Source organism: Bradyrhizobium brasilense, assembly GCF_029714345.1.
Classification (GTDB): domain Bacteria; phylum Pseudomonadota; class Alphaproteobacteria; order Rhizobiales; family Xanthobacteraceae; genus Bradyrhizobium; species Bradyrhizobium australafricanum.
This window is the reverse complement of the sequence record NZ_CP121669.1, coordinates 8,761,875-8,777,834: the sequence shown is the minus strand read 5'-3', so window position 1 is coordinate 8,777,834 and position 15,960 is coordinate 8,761,875. Positions and strand designations below refer to the sequence as shown.

Here is a 15,960-nt window from a genome sequence, read left to right as displayed (position 1 = left end):
CTTCAATGCGGAAGGCGGTCGGCCTTGCGGCCGATCACGCCGTCGCCGGGCGTCCGCGTCCGCCGTACCGATCGCATCTCGCGACGCACATACCAGGCCGCGACCGAGCAGATCAGCCAGGCCAGCGATGCGGCGATGAAGGCGGCCGGCACGTTGCGATCGACCGTCAGCGCGAAGACGATGGCAAATGCCAGCATGCCGACCGCGCCGAGCGCTGCGCCCGCGGCATCGAGTGCCGCGGCCTGCTGCCCGCGCCATGTGCCGTCGAGACCGGCGTTCCGCTTGCGGCGGATTTCATGCTTCTCGATCAAGGTCGCGCTGGCGCAGAAGATGGCGGGGAGTGCAAGAAAGGCGCCGCCGACATAGGCGCCGCAAGTGCTGCTGATCAGTCCGGTCAGGACGGTGGCGCCGCCACCGAGCACGAAGCGGATCAGATATTCGGTCCAGCGGCTTTCCCTGAGCGAGGACAGTGAGACGCGGACCGGTGTCATGCCTGTCCTCCGGCAACGCCCAGCAAGCCGAAGACGATCGCGAGCCAGACGACAAGCGCCAGCAAGGTGGCGGCGGCGGCGCGGAGCCTCGCGCGAATCAGCAGTTGGCAGACCGCGAAGCTATAGACGGCCAGCGCAACGGCGCCGGCCATCATCGCGCGGCTCTGCAGACCGGCATAGTCGGCGCCGTGCTGGTACACGGCGATGCCGAGAGTGGCGAGCGCAACCGACGGCGCCGCGCCGAACAGCCCGGCGAAGCTCTTCGGACGCAGCACGTCACCCAGCATCGCGAAGGCCGACACCACGGCCCCGCCCACGAGAAAGCGGATGACATATTCGCTCATCGCGCCTTGCCCCGCGGCGGATCGTCACCGGGATAGCCGGTCCACAATCGCAGCAGCCGCTCGAGAAGTGCTCCGAGCCCGAATCCCGCGATCACGTCGCTCGTCCAGTGTGCGAGAACCATAATGCGCGTCAGCGAAAGGCCGACCGCGAGTGCCTGGATTGGGCGGCGCGCGCCGGCGGGCAATGTCGCGGCCGCCGACGCCAGCGCGCCCATATGCAGCGCGTGGCCGGATGGGAAGGCATCGTCGCGCTTGCCTGAGATCGGGATGCCGTTGGCATGGCCGGCCACGGTCAGGCGATCCGGGCGGGTCTGGTTGAACAGCAACTTCAGGCCATGCGGCAGCAGCGATGCTGCGACCGTCACCAGCAGCGCGTGATTGCCGGCGCGCTCGAGCGAGGCGCCGCGCCCGCGTGAGGCGAGCCAGCCTGCGGCGGCGAGCACAAGCAGGACCTTTTCGTCAGCGCCCCAGGTCAGTCCGCGGGCGATCTCTTCCGGCGCAGGTGCGGTGTTGCGGGCGATCGCACGCGCGATCATGGCGTCCGCCGTGGTCGGGCGAATGGTGATCGGGAAGGGGGCGCCTCGATGGCGGCGTGCGCGAACTCGGGCTGTCGTATGCATGATCAGGTTCCCATCCAACGCGCCAGCCGCGGCATGGGTCCTAACCGGCGTGCGAGGCATCGCCCGGAGGAACCAAATGCAGATCGATGGTCTTTAGCCTCTGCCCGTCTCGACTTGATCCCAAGGTCTCATCCCGAGGTTTCGCGCGCCAACCGGGATGCACGGCGGGCGATGGATTGTAGGCAGGGAGAGGTGTCGATGACGGAGCCGGACGTTCGCAAGGGGATGCCGCCGGTCAAGCTTTCGCGCGATGAATTCGAACGGCGCTACCGCAAGCGATTTGCCGATCCGGTCTTTCAATCCATGCAGACGGAGCTTGCGACGATCATCGCCGGCGCCTGGGACGCCTATCGTCATTCGCGCAAGGCGCCGGTTACCCGCAAGGCCGGCCCCGGTTTTGCCGATCCCGACTATGATCTCGCGGTCGATTGGCTGTCCGCGCGCGATGCCATCAATGAAGCGCAACGCAGGCACGACGATCCAAACGAAGCGCCGCATATCCTGCTGATCAACGGCTCCTCGCGCAGCGAACATACGTGTCCCGGCGAGATGTCCAAAAGCTGGCGCATGGTCGAGATCGCCGAGGCCGCCTTCCGCGAGATGGGCCTCGCGGTCGATGTGCTCGATCTGTCGCGGCTGACGTCCGAGTTCGGCAGGGAGATTCACCCCTGCAAGTCCTGCGTGTCGACCTCGATGGCGCTCTGCCACTGGCCGTGCAGCTGCTATCCAAACCACTCGCTCGGGCAAACCGACGACTGGATGAACGAGATCTATCCGCTGTGGGTGCGCGCGCACGGCATCATGATCATCTCGCCGGTCAACTGGTACCAGACGCCGACCGGACTCAAGGCGATGATCGATCGCCTGGTCTGCGCCGATGGCGGCAATCCCGATCCGACCTCAACCCACGGCAAGACCGCGAGCGAAGCCAAGGCGCTCGAACTCAAGGGCTGGCCATACCCCAAGCATTTGCGCGGCCGGCATTTCGGCATCGTGGTCCACGGCGACAGCGTCGGTGCGGAAACATGCCGCCGCTTTCTTGCGGATTGGCTCACCGACATGGAGCTAATCTCGGCCGGCGGCAGGGCCGAGATCGATGGCTATGTCGGCTACATGAAGCCCTACGCGATGTCGCATCGCGAGCTCGACGAAGACAGGGCCTTCCAGGAACAGGTGCGCAATGTCGCGCTGGCGCTCGGCGCCGCCGTCGACCTCGCGCGCACCGGGCATCTGGAAGATCCCGGCAAGGGGCTTGAGGACCCGCGGCCGAAGTAGGGCGGAATCCGGGTTCCCAAAGGAACGAAGGCCCCCGGCTGCCCGTTAGGCCGCGGGAGGAAGTCACAATGCGCTATATTTCGATTGCAGCTCTTGTTGCGGCGGCCGTGATGAGCAGCGGTGCCGCGTTGGCGCAGCATTCCGGTACGCCATCGGAACAGAGCGCGTGCACGCGCGATGCACAGCGCTTCTGCCGGAAGGACCTCGGCAATGACGGGGCCGTGCAGAACTGTCTCCAGATGAAGCGGGCCAGCCTGAGCCGAAGCTGCAAGAAGGTTTTCGAAAGCCACGGAATGTAACGGTCAACGCGCATGCGACGGTGACGGAGCGTGGTGTTCGAACCTGCGAGCGTGGCGGTGCGGCGGCGACGAGGCGTCTGCGCGGTGCTGACGAAAGCACGCAACGCGGACGGCGAAATCGTGCAGGCCTGACGCTTTGGGTGCGATCGGCGCCCGGCGTTCCCTGCGCGCTCTGCCAACGGAGAGGGCAGAACGAAGAGCAAAGCTCGGACAAATCATGTCGCGAGAACGTTGTGGTGTGACTCACAGACCGCGCCACACACTCAATGTCGTCCTGGCGAAAGCCAGGACCCATTACCCCAAATGCCAATCGTTGCGCGACGCTGGGCCCCCAGCTTTCCTCACCAACTCAATTCTGTGGTTATGGGTCCCTGCTTTCGCAGGGACGACGGCTGGAAATAGTTTGCGCTACAGCAGCATTGCGACGAGCGGCAGCGAGCTGTCTTCGCGCAGACGCGCTGCGCCTACTTCACCGCCGAGAAGCGGGTGTCGAACGAGTTGGTCTGCACCACAGGCGCGGAGCCGGCGAGTTGGGTCGACGACGTCGAGGCCGGTGCGGCGGCTGCGGCGGTGGTCACTGCCGGCTTCGGTGCGGGCTTGGCGGCCTGCTTCGGCTCAGCCTTGGGGGCGACGCGAACCACCGATTGCGGCTTGGCCTCGGCGACCTTCGGCTTGGCCGGGGCAGCAGCGGCCGGAGCCGGCGGCGCGGTTGTCTTGCTGGCGTCGGCGGTGCCGCCGATGCCGACCTTGCGGGCGAAGCTGGAGAAGAAGCCTTCGGACTTGTCAGAGGTGGATTTGTCAGAGGTGGATTTGTCGGACGCGTTCGCCGAGGCAACGCGGGTGCTGGCCGACGATGGGGTGGACGACGTTGTCGCCACGACCGGCTCCTCCTGCTGGACCGCAAGATTGGGCTTCGGCGGATTGACCGTACCGGGGATCGTGCCGGGCGCGCGCGCCAGCGACATCGACGCCAGCGCCTGGCTGTCGCCGCCTTCGGAGAGCCCGGTGTTTCCTTCCGGAATCTTCGAGGCGAAGATCGCGTTCATGCCGCCGTCGATGCCGGTGTTGAGGCGCGCAACGGGCGTGCCCTTGGACACCAGCTTGGCGGTCTCGGCGGCGTCCTTCTGTTCCTTCTCGTGCACGGCGCTCGCGATCTCCTCGGGGATCACATAGGCCGGGCACTTCGCAGAGGCGTCGAACACCGGATCGCGTGTCGCGCCCGGCGCCTTCACCGCGTCGAACACGTACTTCTTTTCGCAGAAGTCGACCCTCGGCTCCTGCTTCGTCACCTCGAAATGATCATAGCCTTCCTTGATCATCTTCCAGAACGGCATGTTCGGATTGTTGCGGTGCTTGGCCATGTTCACCGGCGTCATCCGGAACGGATAGGCCTGCAGCTGGAATGCCTTCTGGCCGCCGAAGAAGGATTCGCGACCGAGCGAGTAGATTTCGGCGATCTGCTCGTCCGTCATCGCGTAGCAGCCGCGCGAGGAGCAATCGCCGTGCACCATCAGCTGCGAGCCGGTGCGGCCGAGCGCCTTGTCGAAGGCGTTGGGATAGCCGGTGTTGAACGACAGGTAATAGGCCGATTGCGGGTTCATCTGGCTCGGGTTGATCGAATAGAACCCCTCGGGCGCCTGGCGGTCGCCTTCGCGGACCTTCGGACCGAGGTCGCCCGACCAGCGGCAGATCGGATAGGTCTTGAGCAGCGCGAACTGGCCGGAGCGGTTTTGCTTCCAGACCTCGAGCTCGGCCTCCTGCTTGAACAGCCGCACCAGGATCGGCGACTGCATGTCCATGTCCTTTTCGGTCATGGCAGCGACGAGCTTTGGCGGGACCGGCTGGTTGGCCTTGGCGTTCTGCGCGAGCGAGATCTGGTCGCTGTCACAACCGGCGAGCATGACGCCTGCGGCGAGGACCGCCGAGGTCAGAAGCGCGCGTACGAGCGTGCGATGAGTCAAGTCCGAGCTCCACACCCACCGGGCGATTTTCGCGACCCCAACACGGCGAATATGCCCTGAAGCCATTGTCTAAAATATTAGCCTTCGACAACCCCTGCTCGCAACCTGAACCGGGGCGGACAGCCCTCACGGTAGCAGGCATGGTTCAAGGAATGTTAAAGACCCGGCTCAGGGCCCAATTACGGCAAAATCGCCCGATTTGGACGAAAAATCGGGCGGTTTGGGCGCCTCAGCCGAGCTTGCGGCCGATATCGAGAAACTTCTGGCGCCGCTGTTTGCGAATCGCGTCCGGATCAAGATTTCGTAGGTCGTTGAGCGCCTGGGCGATGGCATCGCCCGTGGTCGCGATCATCGCGCCCGGGTCGCGATGAGCGCCGCCCGAGGGCTCCTTCAGGATCTGGTCGATCACGCCGAAGCGCAGCATGTCCTGGGCGGTGATCTTCATGCTGTTGGCGGCTTCCTGCGCCTTGGTGCCGTCGCGCCACAGGATCGAGGATGCCGCCTCCGGCGAGATCACGCTGTAGATCGCGTGCTCCATCATCAGGACGCGGTTCGCCGTGGTGATGGCGATGGCGCCGCCCGACATGCCTTCGCCGGTGACGATCGCGACATTGGGCACACCGAGCGACAGGCAGGCGTCGGTCGAGCGCGCGATCGCCTCGGCCTGGCCGCGTTCCTCGGCGCCGATGCCGGGATAGGCGCCGGCGGAATCGACGATCGACAGCACCGGGATGCCGAACCGGTCGGCCATTTCCATCAGGCGCACCGCCTTGCGGTAGCCTTCGGGGCGCGCCATGCCGAAATTGTGCTTGATGCGGCTCTCGGTGGTGGCGCCCTTCTCCTGGCCGACCACGCAGATGCTCTCGCCGCGGAAGCGGCCGAAGCCGCCGACCAGGGCCTCGTCGTCGGCGAATTTGCGGTCGCCGGCCATCGGCGTGAATTCGGTGATCAGGCCGCCGATGAAATCGGTGAAGTGCGGCCGCTGCGGATGCCGCGCCACCAGCGTCTTCTGCCACGGCGTCAGATTGGAATAGAGCTCGGTGAGTGCCTGCGCCGCCTTGTCCTCGATCCGCGCGACCTCGTCGCCGATGTCGCTGCCGCTCGCGGCAAGCGTGCGCAACTCGTCGATCTTGGATTCAAGCTCGGCGACGGGTTTTTCGAAGTCGAGATAGCTGCGCATCGGGTCGGGCATCAACTCAATATAGGGAAGATCGGTGCGAGGGGCGAAGCGGTTTCGGCGTCGGAAAGAGAAGCTTTGTAACTTCAAACGGTTAACGCGCATCCGGGTGGAATGCACGCTTCGGGATCGCAAGCAGGTGACGCTCTTTCTGCGGAGACGAAGCGGAAGTCAAGGCGGATCAGATGAAGGTATCAAGGTCTCCACGCGCGTAGCCCGGATGAAGCGAAGCGTAATCCGGGGAGACTGCGTCCGCGGTGAGACCGATCCCGGATTTCGCTGCGCTTCATCCGGGCTACGGATCCCTAGGACTTCTCCGCCAGCGGGTGCAGGTCGCGGACCAGGCTCTTCAGCCGCTCCTCGACCACATGGGTGTAGATCTGGGTGGTCGAGATGTCGGTGTGGCCGAGCAGGGTCTGCACGATGCGCAGGTCCGCGCCATTGTGCAGCAGATGGCTGGCAAACGCATGACGTAGCACGTGCGGGGAGACCAGCCGCGGCGCAAGGCCGGAGGCGCTCGCAAGCTCCTTCAGATCGCGGGCGAAATGCTGCCGGGTCAGATGGCCGCTTTCGCCGGAGGACGGAAACAGCCATTTCGACGGCGCGGCTTTCTTCGCCTTCGGCCGCATCACCTCCAGCGCGGCGAGGTAGTCCGCCATCGCCTGGCGCGAGGCGTCGTTCAGCGGCACCAGCCGTTCCTTGTTGCCCTTGCCGCGCACCACGATCATCCGCGCATCGCGCCGTGCCGCCGAGACCGGCAGCGACACCAACTCGGAGACGCGCAGGCCGGTGGCGTAGAGCACCTCAAGCAGGCAATACAGCCGCAGCGCGCGCAGCCGCTGCGCCGGCGAGACGTCGGTCTGGGTCAGCTCCTTGGCCCGGGTCAGCATGCGGTCGACGTCGGCGATCGACAGCACCTTGGGCAGGCCGCGGCCGCGCTTCGGGCCGGACAGGATCGCGGCCGGATCGTCGGTGCGGACCCGCTCGTTGAGCAGGAAACGGTAGAGATGCCGCATCGCCGACAGCCGCCGCGCCACGCTGGTCGACTTGAAGCCTCTGACATCGAGGTCGGCGAGGTAGCCGCGCAGCGTCTCGGTGTCGGCGCTGGTGAAATCGGCGCCGGCATGGGCGAGGAAATCGGAGAAATCGGTGAGGTCGCGCCGGTAGGCGTCGAGCGTGTTGGCGCCAGCGCCCTGTTCCGCGGCGAGCATGTCGAGGAACAACGCGGTCAGTTTGGCGTCGGAGGACTTGGCGAGGGTCTTGGCGGGATTTTTGGCAGCAGCGGGCATGCCGGAATCATAGCGTCTATTTCTTGAGGAACTTATCCGGTGGGATGGTCACCGTCATTTCCCGCGGTTTCGGGTGCACGAAATTGGCCAGCGCGAAGACGATGCCGTAGCCGATCCCGAAAATCACGGCGACGACCGTCAGGAAGCGGAACAGGCTGGGCATGGAAGCGACTCGGGCGGCGAATTAACCAATGAAATCATCCAACATGTTCCCCGCGCGGTTGCAAGAGTCGCTGGTAAGGGTGTCGCCGGGGGTAGTATAGGTGGCTCGAATTCTGAACAATTCGTCCCAATATCCGAGCTTTTTGATGTCCGACGCAGCCGTCCCGGCGCCCACCCACCCGACCCTGGAGGCCGACATCGCGGCCGCACTGGGGACGAGGTCGATTGTGCTGGTCGGCATGATGGGGGCCGGCAAGTCGACCATCGGCCGGCGGGTGGCAGCGCGACTCAGGCTGCCGTTCACCGATGCCGACACCGAGATCGAGGCGGCGGCGGACATGACGATCCCGGAGATCTTCGAGAGCAAGGGCGAGCCGTATTTCCGCGACGGTGAGGCGCGCGTGATCGCCCGCATCCTCGGCAATGGCCCGGTCGTGCTGGCGACCGGCGGCGGCGCCTTCATGCGCGAGGAGACCCGCAACCGGATCCGCGACCGCGCGATCTCGATCTGGCTCAAGGCCGACAGTGATATCATCATGCGCCGGGTGCGCCGCCGCGCCGATCGTCCGCTGTTGCACACCCCCGACCCCGAAGCGACCGTCAACCGCCTGCTCAGCGAGCGCGAGCCGGTCTACGGCACCGCCGATTTGACGATTGCCTCGCGCGACGTGCCGCACGACCGCATCGTCGACGAATGCCTCGAGGCCCTGCATGCGCATCTGTGCGGTGCGCGTCCGGCCGACGAGCAACCACCTGTGATGGATTGAACGCGACCTCATGACTGCGCCCTTGAAACATTCCGCCTCCGTTACCGTCGACGTCGCGCTCGGCGACCGCGCCTATGACATCGTGATCGGCCGCGACGTGCTGCAGTCACTCGGCGAACGTGTCGCAGCGCTGCGGCCCGGCGTGCGCACCGCCATCGTCACCGACCACACCGTCGCCAAGCACTGGCTGGAGCCGACCGAGGCGTCGCTTGCCGCCGCTGGCGTGCCGACGTCGCGGATCGTCGTCGAGGAGGGCGAGGGCTCGAAGAGCTATGCCACGCTGACCGAGGTCAGCGAAGCGCTGATCGCGGCGAAGATCGAGCGCAATGACCTCGTGATCGCGCTCGGCGGCGGCGTGGTCGGCGATCTCGCCGGCTTCGCGGCCGCGATCCTGCGCCGCGGCGTCGATTTCGTGCAGGTGCCGACCTCGCTGCTGGCGCAGGTCGATTCCTCCGTCGGCGGCAAGACCGGCATCAACTCGCCGCAGGGCAAGAATCTGATCGGCGCATTCCACCAGCCGGTGCTGGTCATCGCCGACACCTCGGTGCTCGACACGCTGTCGCCGCGCCAGTTCCGCGCCGGCTACGCCGAGGTCGCGAAATACGGCATCCTCGGCGACGAGGCCTTCTTCGCCTGGCTCGAGAAGAACCACACCGACATCTTCGCCGGCGGCGCCGGGCGCGAGCACGCGATCGCAACCTCCTGCCGCGCCAAGGCGGGCGTCGTCTCGCGCGACGAGCGCGAGACCGGTGAGCGGGCGCTGCTCAATCTCGGCCATACCTTCGGCCATGCGCTGGAAGCCGCAACCGGCTTCTCCGACCGGCTGTTCCACGGCGAGGGCGTCGCGGTCGGCATGGTGCTGGCGGCGGAATTCTCGGCGCAGCTCGGCATGATTTCGTCCGACGATGCGGGGCGCATCGCGCGTCATCTGTCCGCGGTCGGATTGCCGACGCGCCTGCAGGATATCGCAGGCTTCGCGCAGGAAGGCCTTGCCGATGCCGACGCGCTGCTGGCGCTGATGGCGCAGGACAAGAAGGTCAAGCGCGGCAAGCTCACCTTCATCCTGCTGGAGGCCGTCGGCCGCGCCGTGATCGCCAACAATGTCGAGCCGCAGCCGGTGCGCGACTTCCTGCAAGCCAAGCTGAAGGCCTAGACCGGGATGTCTCTCCTTCGGATCGTCATCCCGCTCTATCTTTTTGATTTGAGCATGATCCTTTCGGAAAACCGCTACACACTTTTCCGGATCATGCTCTAGCCACGGATCAGTTCAGTGGGATGGTTCACCTTCTCGATCGTGCTGCTCTGCCTGTTCATCTCGGCGTTCTTCGCGGCGAGTGAGACGGCTCTGACCGGCGCCTCGCGCGCCAGCATGCTGCGGCTGTCGAAGCAGGGCAACACCGATGCCGGCGTGGTCTCCAAGCTGGTCAACATGCGCGAGCGCATGATCGGCGCGCTGCTGCTCGGCAACAACATCGCCAATATCGGCGCCTCGGCGCTGGCGACCGGCGTGTTCACCGCCTGGTTCGGCGACGTCGGCGTGCTCTACGCTACCGCGGTCATGACCGTGATGGTCGTGGTGTTCGCCGAGGTGCTGCCCAAGACCATCGCGATCAACGCGCCCGACCGCATCTCGCTTTTGGTCGCGCGGCCGATGCGGCTGACGATCTTCGTGCTGGGGCCGCTGCTCACCATCATCGAGACCATCGTGCTGGCGCTGATGAAGCTGCTCGGCATCAAGGTCGGGGCGCACCAGGCGGTGCTGTCGCCGACCGAACGTCTGCGCGGTGCGGTCGATCTGTTGCATCACGAGGGCAAGGTCGAGAAGCAGGACCGCGACATGCTCGGCGGCTTGCTGGATCTCAGCGAACTGCAGGTCTCCGACGTCATGGTCCATCGCACCGAGATGACCATGGTCAACGCCGACCTGCCGCCCGAGGAACTGGTGCGCGAGGTGCTGGCGAGCGAATACACCCGCATCCCGCTGTGGCGGGAGAAGCCGGAGAACATCGTCGGCGTGCTCCACGCCAAGGACCTGCTGCGCGCGATGCGCGCCAACGAGGGTGACATGTCGGCGATCGATGCCTCCGCGATCGCGCTGCCGCCCTGGTTCGTGCCGGAGATGCGCCCGGTCTCCGAACAGCTGAAGGCGTTCCGCCGCCGCAAGACCCACTTCGCCCTCGTGGTCGACGAGTATGGCGAGGTCGAAGGCATGGTGACGCTGGAGGACATCCTGGAGGAGATCGTCGGCGACATCTCCGACGAGCACGACGTCGTCGTCGCCGGCGTGCGGGCGCAGCCGGATGGCTCGGTCGTAGTCGACGGCTCGGTGCCGATCCGCGATCTCAACCGTGCGATGGACTGGCGCCTGCCGGACGAGGAGGCGACCACGGTCGCCGGCCTCGTGATCCACGAGGCGCGCTCGATCCCGGAGCGCGGCCAGAGCTTCACCTTCCACGGCTTCCGCTTCCGCGTGCTCCGCCGCGAGCGCAACCGCATCACCGCGCTGCGCATCGTCGCCGTCCCGCGCGAGACGGAGCTGGAGGAGAAGAAGCCGAAGCGGGCGGGGACGGCGTTCTAGTCTGGCGCTGCGCGCAACTCGACCCTATCACCGTCACCCTGAGGAGCGCGTAGCGCGTCTCGAAGGGTCGACGGCCACCGGCCGGGCCGTGCATCCTTCGAGGCTCGCAAGGGCTCGCACCTCAGGATGACGGGTCTGGCGATCGTTCCGAATGCTACTCGATATCAATCGAGATACCCGACAGCTTCCACGCGCCGTCGGAGGGGATGAAGCCGAGCTGATACTTCACCTGCTTGGGCGTGGTGTCGAAATGTCCCTTCAGTCGCAGCACGCCCTTGTCGTCGATCTTGGCGTCCTCGTCGAGCACGATCGGCTTGGCGACCACGGCGTCGAACACCGCGTGCTTGTCGACCAGATCCTTGAAGATGGTCTTGAGCTTGTCGGGCGGAAACTGGTCGCGGAACGGCTTTGAGATCTTGGCGTGGAACACGGTGAAATTGTTCGCGGCCACCGCATCGTTGAGCGAGACCAGGATGCTCTTGATCAGCACCTCCTGGACGAACGGGCTCGGCATGTCCAGCGCCGAGGCCGGGCGCATCGCGCAGATCAGGAGCAGGCCGGCGGCGGTGACGATCGACCGGAAACGTGGCCAGCAAGGGATCATCAATGGCCCCATATCATGCGTGGCGGTGCAATCCGTAGTTTCACCTGCTCACGCAGGGAGCAGGTCCATCCTGTTCTCATAGAGGAAAACCACTGCTTCGTCTTGAGGCAAGCGCGAACTAGCGCGGCTTTTCCCCGGGGCCGTGGGCGTGGATCGCCAGCGCGTGCACCGAGCCGGCGAGTTCCTGCGCCAGCGTCGCATTTATCATGCGATGGCGTTCGATCCGGCTCTTCCCTTCGAAGGCCGGAGACACAATATATACCCGAAAGTGCGTCTCCCCGCCTGGCCTGTGGCCGGCGTGGCCCTCATGCAGATGTGACTCGTCGACGACGTCGAGGCTTTCCGGCAAGAAAGCTTCACGCAACTTGTTTATGATAGCGTCTTTGGTGCTCATGGCGGCGGAGTTAGGTTCGCGACAGCTTTTCGTCAATGGTGCAAGCGGGAAACGAGGTCCGCGCAATGTCAAGACTTGAAGATTTGTGCATTGCGTAGTCAAAGAGAACATGCCGATCGATTCATCAAAATTCTTCGACTCCATTCGCATCAAGCCGACCAAGGTCAGTGCGAAGCGCCAGGCGCAGGCCGGCGAGCAGGCCGTGACCTGCGAGTGGGCGGGTTGCCAGAACAAGGGCGCGCATCGCGCCCCGAAAGGCCGCGAGAATTCGCGCGAGTATTGGCACTTCTGTCTCGACCACGTCCGCGAATACAACCAGTCCTACAATTTCTTCCAGGGCATGAATCCTGACGACGTCGCGCGCTACCAGAAGGACGCGCTGACCGGCCACCGTCCGACCTGGAAGATGGGCGCCAACAACGGCAAGAAGGGCGAGAGCGGTCTCGATGCCGCCTCCGATCCGTTCCACGTGTTCTCCGAGCTCAACGGCCGCGGCCGCTGGCGCCCCGGACCGGGCGGCGCGGAGCCCAAGCCCGAGACCCGCAAGGTCATGAACGCCGAGCGCAAGGCGCTGCAGGTGATGGGGCTAGGGGCCGAGGCGACGCTCGAAGACGTCAAGTCGAAGTACAAGGCGCTGGTCAAGCAGCACCATCCCGACGCCAATGGCGGCGACCGCTCCACCGAGGATCGCCTGATCGAAATCATCAAGGCGTACAATTATCTGAAGACCGTGGTGCGCGAGGCCTGAAGTCTCGTCGCCCCTGCCTAGTGCGCAGTTGCGCACGGGAGCAGGGGCCCATAACCACCGGCCGTTATCGTTTGCACAAGATGTCTGCCCGATTGCCCCATCGATGGGCCGCGGCGTATGGGTCCCGGCCTTCGCCGGGACGACGGCGGAGTGTGTGGCTCCGCCGTCGCAAGCGTTGAAACGGCCTAGCTCTCACCCCTTCGGCACTGCCCCGACATAGGACGAACTCGGCCGGATCAGGCGCCCGGTGCGCCGCTGCTCCAGGGCGTGCGCGGTCCAGCCGGCGGCGCGCGCGGTGGCGAAGATCGGCGTGAACGCCTGGCGCGGGATTTCCAGCCCATCGAGCAGGATCGCGGTGAAGAACTCGACATTGGTCTCGAGCGGCCGCTCCGGATTCTTCTTCCGCAGCGCCTCGCGGATATAGGCCTCGACCTCGCCGGCAAATGGCAGGTCGGCACCACTGGCCTCGAGGCGCTCGATCGCGACCTTCAGCACGTCGGCGCGCGGGTCGCGCACGCGATAGACGCGGTGACCAAATCCCATCAGCCGTTCGCCGTGCGCCAGCGCGCCGTCGACCCAGGGCTTGATGCGCTCGCGTGTGCCGATCGCGTCCAGCATTTCGAGCACCGGCTCAGGTGCGCCGCCATGCAGCGGGCCGGTCAGCGCGCAATAGCCGCCGGTGATCGCCGCGAACAGATCGGCCTGCGTCGAAGCGATCACCCGCGTGGTGAAGGTCGACGCATTCATCCCGTGGTCGCAGACCGTGACGAGATAGGCGTCGAGCGCTGCGACCTCGCGCGGCTCGACCTTGCGGCCCAGCAGCATCCGCAGCGTGTCGGCGGCGTGGCCGGCATTCGGGTCCGGCGGGATCGGATCGCTGCCCCTGGCGCGCCGGACCAGGGCGCCCGCGATCACCGGGAAGGCGCCGACGATGGTCGCCTCGTGCTCCAGCCCGTTCTCGCCGCGCAGGCCCGCGATCGCGGCCCGGAAGCCGTCGACGATCGACATGCCGCGCGTCGCCGGCAGCAGGTCCGGCAGGCGGGCGAAGGCGCGTTCGCGGGCAGCGCCGAGGCTGGCGCGGACATTGGCTTCACTCAGCGCCTTGCCGGTGGCGCCGTTCCACAGCCGCGCCGCGACGCCCTCGAAGCTCGACTTGCCCGCGAGGTCGGCGACGTGCTCGCCGGCGATGATCAACTCGCCGCGCTCGCCGTCGACGTGGCTCAACACGGTCTCAGCGGCGGGAACGCCGTCCAGACCGATCTGGCTCTTGGTGAGGTGCATATTCATGGCCTGATCTCCTTACTTCACCCCTTCAAGGTCAGGCCTCTCGACGAGTTGATCAATCTTGATTATATAAATCAATATGAAAAAATCCGCCGAGCTTTACCTCTCCGCGCGCGAAGCCGCCGCCGAGCTCGCGATCTCGCCGGCGACGCTCTACGCCTATGTCAGCCGCGGGCTGATCCGCTCCGAGCCGTCGCCGGATTCGCGCAGCCACCGCTACCGCGCCGAGGACATCAGGGGGTTGAAGGAGCGCCGCGTGCCGTCGCCGGAGCCGCGCGGCTTCCGTAATTTCGACGCCGATCTGCCGGTGATGGATTCGGCGATCGCGACCATCACCGAGCAGGGTCCGATCTATCGCGGCGTCAACTGCGTCGATCTCGCCGAGCGCGACACGCTGGAGCACACCGCGACGTTGCTGTGGGACGTCACCGGCGTCGATCCGTTCGCACCGGACAATCGCCCGCAGGTCTCGGACGAAATGCGCGCGATCGCCGAAGCCGCGCGCCGCGCCCAGCCGATCGACCGCACGGTCGCGGTGCTGGCGCTGGCGGCAAGCGCCGATCCCGGCGCCTTCACGCGCGCGCCGGACGGCCGCGCCATGGTCGGCGGCCGCATCCTGCGGCTGCTGGTCGCGACCATGCTGAACGCTGCGCCATCGAACGAGCCGCTGCACAAGCAAGTGGCGCGGGTCTGGACGCCTGACAACAAGCACGCGCCCGACCTGATCCGCCGCGCGCTGGTACTGCTCGCCGATCATGAATTGAACGCGTCGACCTTCACCGCGCGCTGCGCGGCATCGACCGGGCTCAATCTGTACGACGCCGTGATCGCGGGTCTCGTCGCGTTGAAGGGACCGATGCACGGCGGTGCCGGCGTGCTCGCCTCGCGCCTCGTCAAGACGATGCTCGACAATGACGTTGCGCCGGTGGTTCGCGAGCGCGTCGCGCTTGGCGAGCGTTTCGCCGGCTTTGGGCACGGCGTCTACAAGAAGGGCGATCCGCGCGCGATCTCGCTGCTCGAGGCGCTGACGCGGGCCGGCGCGCCGCGCAAATTCACCAGGGAAGTGCCGGAGCGGATCGCGGAGGCGACCGGCGAATTCGTCAATATCGATTACGCGCTGGCGGTGCTGGTGCATGCGCTGCGGATGCCAGCGGGCAGCGAACTCGCGCTGTTTGCGATGGCGCGCAGCGTCGGCTGGATCGCGCATGCCAGCGAGCAGCTTCAGCTCGGCAAGTTGATCAGGCCCCGCGCGCGCTATGTCGGGCCGGCGCCCGGGCGGGCGGGAACGACCAACAGCATCTAGCTATTTGGCCGGCTTGGCCGGTTCGATCAGGCTGCCGCCGTGCCGGCGGCGGATGGTCCAGACGGCCAGTGCCAGGATCACGGCGCCGCCCGCGACCGCAAACATCCACAGATGCTTGCCGACATGGCCGTGGTGCGGCAGGCCGGCATAGTCGTGCAGCGCGGTGACGGCGAGCACGCCGGGCAGCACATGCGCCGGCGCCCAGAGCAGGATCGCGGGGATGTTGACCGCGTAGAAGCGCACCGGCGGCATGTCGAGCGCGCCGGCCGTGATCGGCACGAAGGCGCGGATCGGCGGCACGAAGCGGGCGAAGAACACCGCGAGCACGCCCCAGCGGTGGAAGAAGGCCTCACTCTGCGCGACCACGCGCGGGTAGTTGGAAAGCGGCCAGGCCGACAGGATCTCGCGCTGGCTGCGGTGGCCGATCAGGTAGGCGGTGCCGTCGCCGAGCATCGCGCCGGCGGCGGCTGCGGCGAGCACCGGGAGCAGCTTCAGTTCCCCACCCGGCACCAGCGCGCTCAACGCCAGGATGATGGTCGAGCCCGGCACCAGGGAGCCGACCACCGGCACCGCCTCCAGCAGGGCGGCCAGAAACAGCGTCAGATAGGCAAGCCAGGCATGGGCCGAAACGAACGCGATCAAAGGGTCAAGGAATGAAGTCACA

Annotated in this window: 18 protein-coding genes; 7 read left to right on the top strand and 11 right to left on the bottom strand. The window is 66.2% G+C overall.

The features are described 5' to 3' along the window. Positions 1-2: 2 nt before the first annotated feature. From QA635_RS40645 to QA635_RS40635, 3 genes are read right to left on the bottom strand one after another with little or no spacing between them, the layout of a single operon-like run. The gene (locus QA635_RS40645) at positions 3-491 is read right to left on the bottom strand and encodes a DUF3147 family protein (protein ID WP_283065709.1); all 489 of its coding nucleotides are present in this window, start codon (positions 489-491) and stop codon (positions 3-5) included. Further along, positions 488-835: a DUF3147 family protein gene (locus QA635_RS40640; RefSeq protein WP_283065707.1), complete on the bottom strand. Its 348-nt coding sequence runs from the start codon at positions 833-835 to the stop codon at positions 488-490. The genes QA635_RS40645 and QA635_RS40640 overlap by 4 nt, the downstream gene beginning before the upstream one ends. Then, positions 832-1,455 (bottom strand): phosphatase PAP2 family protein, encoded by a 624-nt coding sequence (locus tag QA635_RS40635; RefSeq protein WP_283065706.1) that lies wholly within the window; start codon positions 1,453-1,455, stop codon positions 832-834. Before QA635_RS40635 ends, QA635_RS40640 begins: the two co-directional genes overlap by 4 nt. Before the next feature lie 198 nt (positions 1,456-1,653). On the opposite strand from QA635_RS40635, the gene QA635_RS40630 reads away from it, so the two are divergent. Both QA635_RS40630 and QA635_RS40625 read left to right on the top strand, forming a co-directional pair. Further along, on the top strand, positions 1,654-2,730 hold the full coding sequence (locus tag QA635_RS40630; RefSeq protein WP_283065704.1) for a flavodoxin family protein: 1,077 nt from the start codon (positions 1,654-1,656) through the stop codon (positions 2,728-2,730). Positions 2,731-2,798: 68 nt separating this feature from the next. After that, the gene (locus QA635_RS40625; protein ID WP_028337297.1) at positions 2,799-3,029 is read left to right on the top strand and encodes a hypothetical protein; all 231 of its coding nucleotides are present in this window, start codon (positions 2,799-2,801) and stop codon (positions 3,027-3,029) included. Positions 3,030-3,493: 464 nt separating this feature from the next. Here the strand turns inward: QA635_RS40625 and QA635_RS40620 are convergent, their stop codons facing one another. The 4 genes from QA635_RS40620 to QA635_RS40605 all read right to left on the bottom strand — a co-directional run bounded on the left by QA635_RS40620 (position 3,494) and on the right by QA635_RS40605 (position 7,619). After that, entirely contained in the window at positions 3,494-4,990 is a 1,497-nt protein-coding gene (locus QA635_RS40620; protein WP_283065701.1) for a L,D-transpeptidase family protein, read from the bottom strand. Between the two features lie 229 nt (positions 4,991-5,219). Further along, positions 5,220-6,182, bottom strand: a complete 963-nt coding sequence (locus tag QA635_RS40615) for an acetyl-CoA carboxylase carboxyltransferase subunit alpha (protein ID WP_092083128.1) — start codon at positions 6,180-6,182, stop codon at positions 5,220-5,222. Between the two features lie 290 nt (positions 6,183-6,472). Next, the gene (gene xerD, locus QA635_RS40610; RefSeq protein WP_283065698.1) at positions 6,473-7,456 is read right to left on the bottom strand and encodes a site-specific tyrosine recombinase XerD; all 984 of its coding nucleotides are present in this window, start codon (positions 7,454-7,456) and stop codon (positions 6,473-6,475) included. A gap of 16 nt (positions 7,457-7,472) precedes the next feature. Beyond that, positions 7,473-7,619 carry a hypothetical protein gene (locus tag QA635_RS40605; RefSeq protein WP_016843561.1) on the bottom strand — a complete coding sequence of 49 codons (147 nt, stop codon included), beginning with the start codon at positions 7,617-7,619 and terminating at the stop codon, positions 7,473-7,475. Positions 7,620-7,764: 145 nt separating this feature from the next. Between QA635_RS40605 and QA635_RS40600 the strand changes: the two genes are divergently transcribed. The 3 genes from QA635_RS40600 to QA635_RS40590 all read left to right on the top strand — a co-directional run bounded on the left by QA635_RS40600 (position 7,765) and on the right by QA635_RS40590 (position 10,963). Then, the gene (locus QA635_RS40600; RefSeq protein ID WP_283065693.1) at positions 7,765-8,385 is read left to right on the top strand and encodes a shikimate kinase; all 621 of its coding nucleotides are present in this window, start codon (positions 7,765-7,767) and stop codon (positions 8,383-8,385) included. Positions 8,386-8,395: 10 nt separating this feature from the next. Next, entirely contained in the window at positions 8,396-9,538 is a 1,143-nt protein-coding gene (aroB, locus tag QA635_RS40595) for a 3-dehydroquinate synthase (protein WP_283065691.1), read from the top strand. Between the two features lie 117 nt (positions 9,539-9,655). Then, positions 9,656-10,963, top strand: a complete 1,308-nt coding sequence (locus QA635_RS40590; RefSeq protein WP_076824825.1) for an HlyC/CorC family transporter — start codon at positions 9,656-9,658, stop codon at positions 10,961-10,963. A 154-nt stretch (positions 10,964-11,117) separates the two neighbouring features. Here the strand turns inward: QA635_RS40590 and QA635_RS40585 are convergent, their stop codons facing one another. Together QA635_RS40585 and QA635_RS40580 are read right to left on the bottom strand one after the other, a co-directional pair. Further along, a complete protein-coding gene (locus QA635_RS40585) occupies positions 11,118-11,567 on the bottom strand; it encodes a hypothetical protein (protein WP_057015542.1) in 450 nt (149 codons plus the stop codon). A gap of 118 nt (positions 11,568-11,685) precedes the next feature. After that, complete coding sequence (locus QA635_RS40580; RefSeq protein WP_028338206.1) at positions 11,686-11,961, bottom strand: BolA family protein; 276 nt, start codon at positions 11,959-11,961, stop codon at positions 11,686-11,688. 109 nt (positions 11,962-12,070) lie between these two features. Here QA635_RS40580 and QA635_RS40575 point away from each other — a divergent pair, with 109 nt between their 5' ends. Further along, positions 12,071-12,709 carry a J domain-containing protein gene (locus tag QA635_RS40575; RefSeq protein ID WP_028338207.1) on the top strand — a complete coding sequence of 213 codons (639 nt, stop codon included), beginning with the start codon at positions 12,071-12,073 and terminating at the stop codon, positions 12,707-12,709. 192 nt (positions 12,710-12,901) lie between these two features. Here the strand turns inward: QA635_RS40575 and QA635_RS40570 are convergent, their stop codons facing one another. Then, positions 12,902-13,996, bottom strand: a complete 1,095-nt coding sequence (locus tag QA635_RS40570) for a citrate synthase/methylcitrate synthase (RefSeq protein WP_283065685.1) — start codon at positions 13,994-13,996, stop codon at positions 12,902-12,904. Positions 13,997-14,072: 76 nt separating this feature from the next. On the opposite strand from QA635_RS40570, the gene QA635_RS40565 reads away from it, so the two are divergent. Continuing rightward, positions 14,073-15,296 carry a citrate/2-methylcitrate synthase gene (locus QA635_RS40565; RefSeq protein ID WP_283065682.1) on the top strand — a complete coding sequence of 408 codons (1,224 nt, stop codon included), beginning with the start codon at positions 14,073-14,075 and terminating at the stop codon, positions 15,294-15,296. Here QA635_RS40565 and QA635_RS40560 read toward each other — a convergent pair whose 3' ends face one another. Next, positions 15,297-15,959 carry a DedA family protein gene (locus QA635_RS40560; RefSeq protein ID WP_283065680.1) on the bottom strand — a complete coding sequence of 221 codons (663 nt, stop codon included), beginning with the start codon at positions 15,957-15,959 and terminating at the stop codon, positions 15,297-15,299. Between the last annotated feature and the right edge of the window lies 1 nt (position 15,960).

Bases quoted from the DNA above. Each gene is read 5' to 3' on its own strand.
- QA635_RS40630 (WP_283065704.1), top strand. From the start codon at position 1,654: ATGACGGAGCCGGACGTTCGCAAGGGGATGCCGCCGGTCAAGCTTTCG.
- QA635_RS40575 (WP_028338207.1), top strand. From the start codon at position 12,071: ATGCCGATCGATTCATCAAAATTCTTCGACTCCATTCGCATCAAGCCG.
- QA635_RS40570 (WP_283065685.1), bottom strand. From the start codon at position 13,996: ATGAATATGCACCTCACCAAGAGCCAGATCGGTCTGGACGGCGTTCCC.
- aroB (WP_283065691.1), top strand. From the start codon at position 8,396: ATGACTGCGCCCTTGAAACATTCCGCCTCCGTTACCGTCGACGTCGCG.
- QA635_RS40625 (WP_028337297.1), top strand. From the start codon at position 2,799: ATGCGCTATATTTCGATTGCAGCTCTTGTTGCGGCGGCCGTGATGAGC.
- QA635_RS40615 (WP_092083128.1), bottom strand. From the start codon at position 6,182: ATGCCCGACCCGATGCGCAGCTATCTCGACTTCGAAAAACCCGTCGCC.
- QA635_RS40585 (WP_057015542.1), bottom strand. From the start codon at position 11,567: ATGATCCCTTGCTGGCCACGTTTCCGGTCGATCGTCACCGCCGCCGGC.
- QA635_RS40565 (WP_283065682.1), top strand. From the start codon at position 14,073: ATGAAAAAATCCGCCGAGCTTTACCTCTCCGCGCGCGAAGCCGCCGCC.
- QA635_RS40605 (WP_016843561.1), bottom strand. From the start codon at position 7,619: ATGCCCAGCCTGTTCCGCTTCCTGACGGTCGTCGCCGTGATTTTCGGG.
- QA635_RS40600 (WP_283065693.1), top strand. From the start codon at position 7,765: ATGTCCGACGCAGCCGTCCCGGCGCCCACCCACCCGACCCTGGAGGCC.
- QA635_RS40635 (WP_283065706.1), bottom strand. From the start codon at position 1,455: ATGCATACGACAGCCCGAGTTCGCGCACGCCGCCATCGAGGCGCCCCC.
- xerD (WP_283065698.1), bottom strand. From the start codon at position 7,456: ATGCCCGCTGCTGCCAAAAATCCCGCCAAGACCCTCGCCAAGTCCTCC.
- QA635_RS40580 (WP_028338206.1), bottom strand. From the start codon at position 11,961: ATGAGCACCAAAGACGCTATCATAAACAAGTTGCGTGAAGCTTTCTTG.
- QA635_RS40640 (WP_283065707.1), bottom strand. From the start codon at position 835: ATGAGCGAATATGTCATCCGCTTTCTCGTGGGCGGGGCCGTGGTGTCG.
- QA635_RS40645 (WP_283065709.1), bottom strand. From the start codon at position 491: ATGACACCGGTCCGCGTCTCACTGTCCTCGCTCAGGGAAAGCCGCTGG.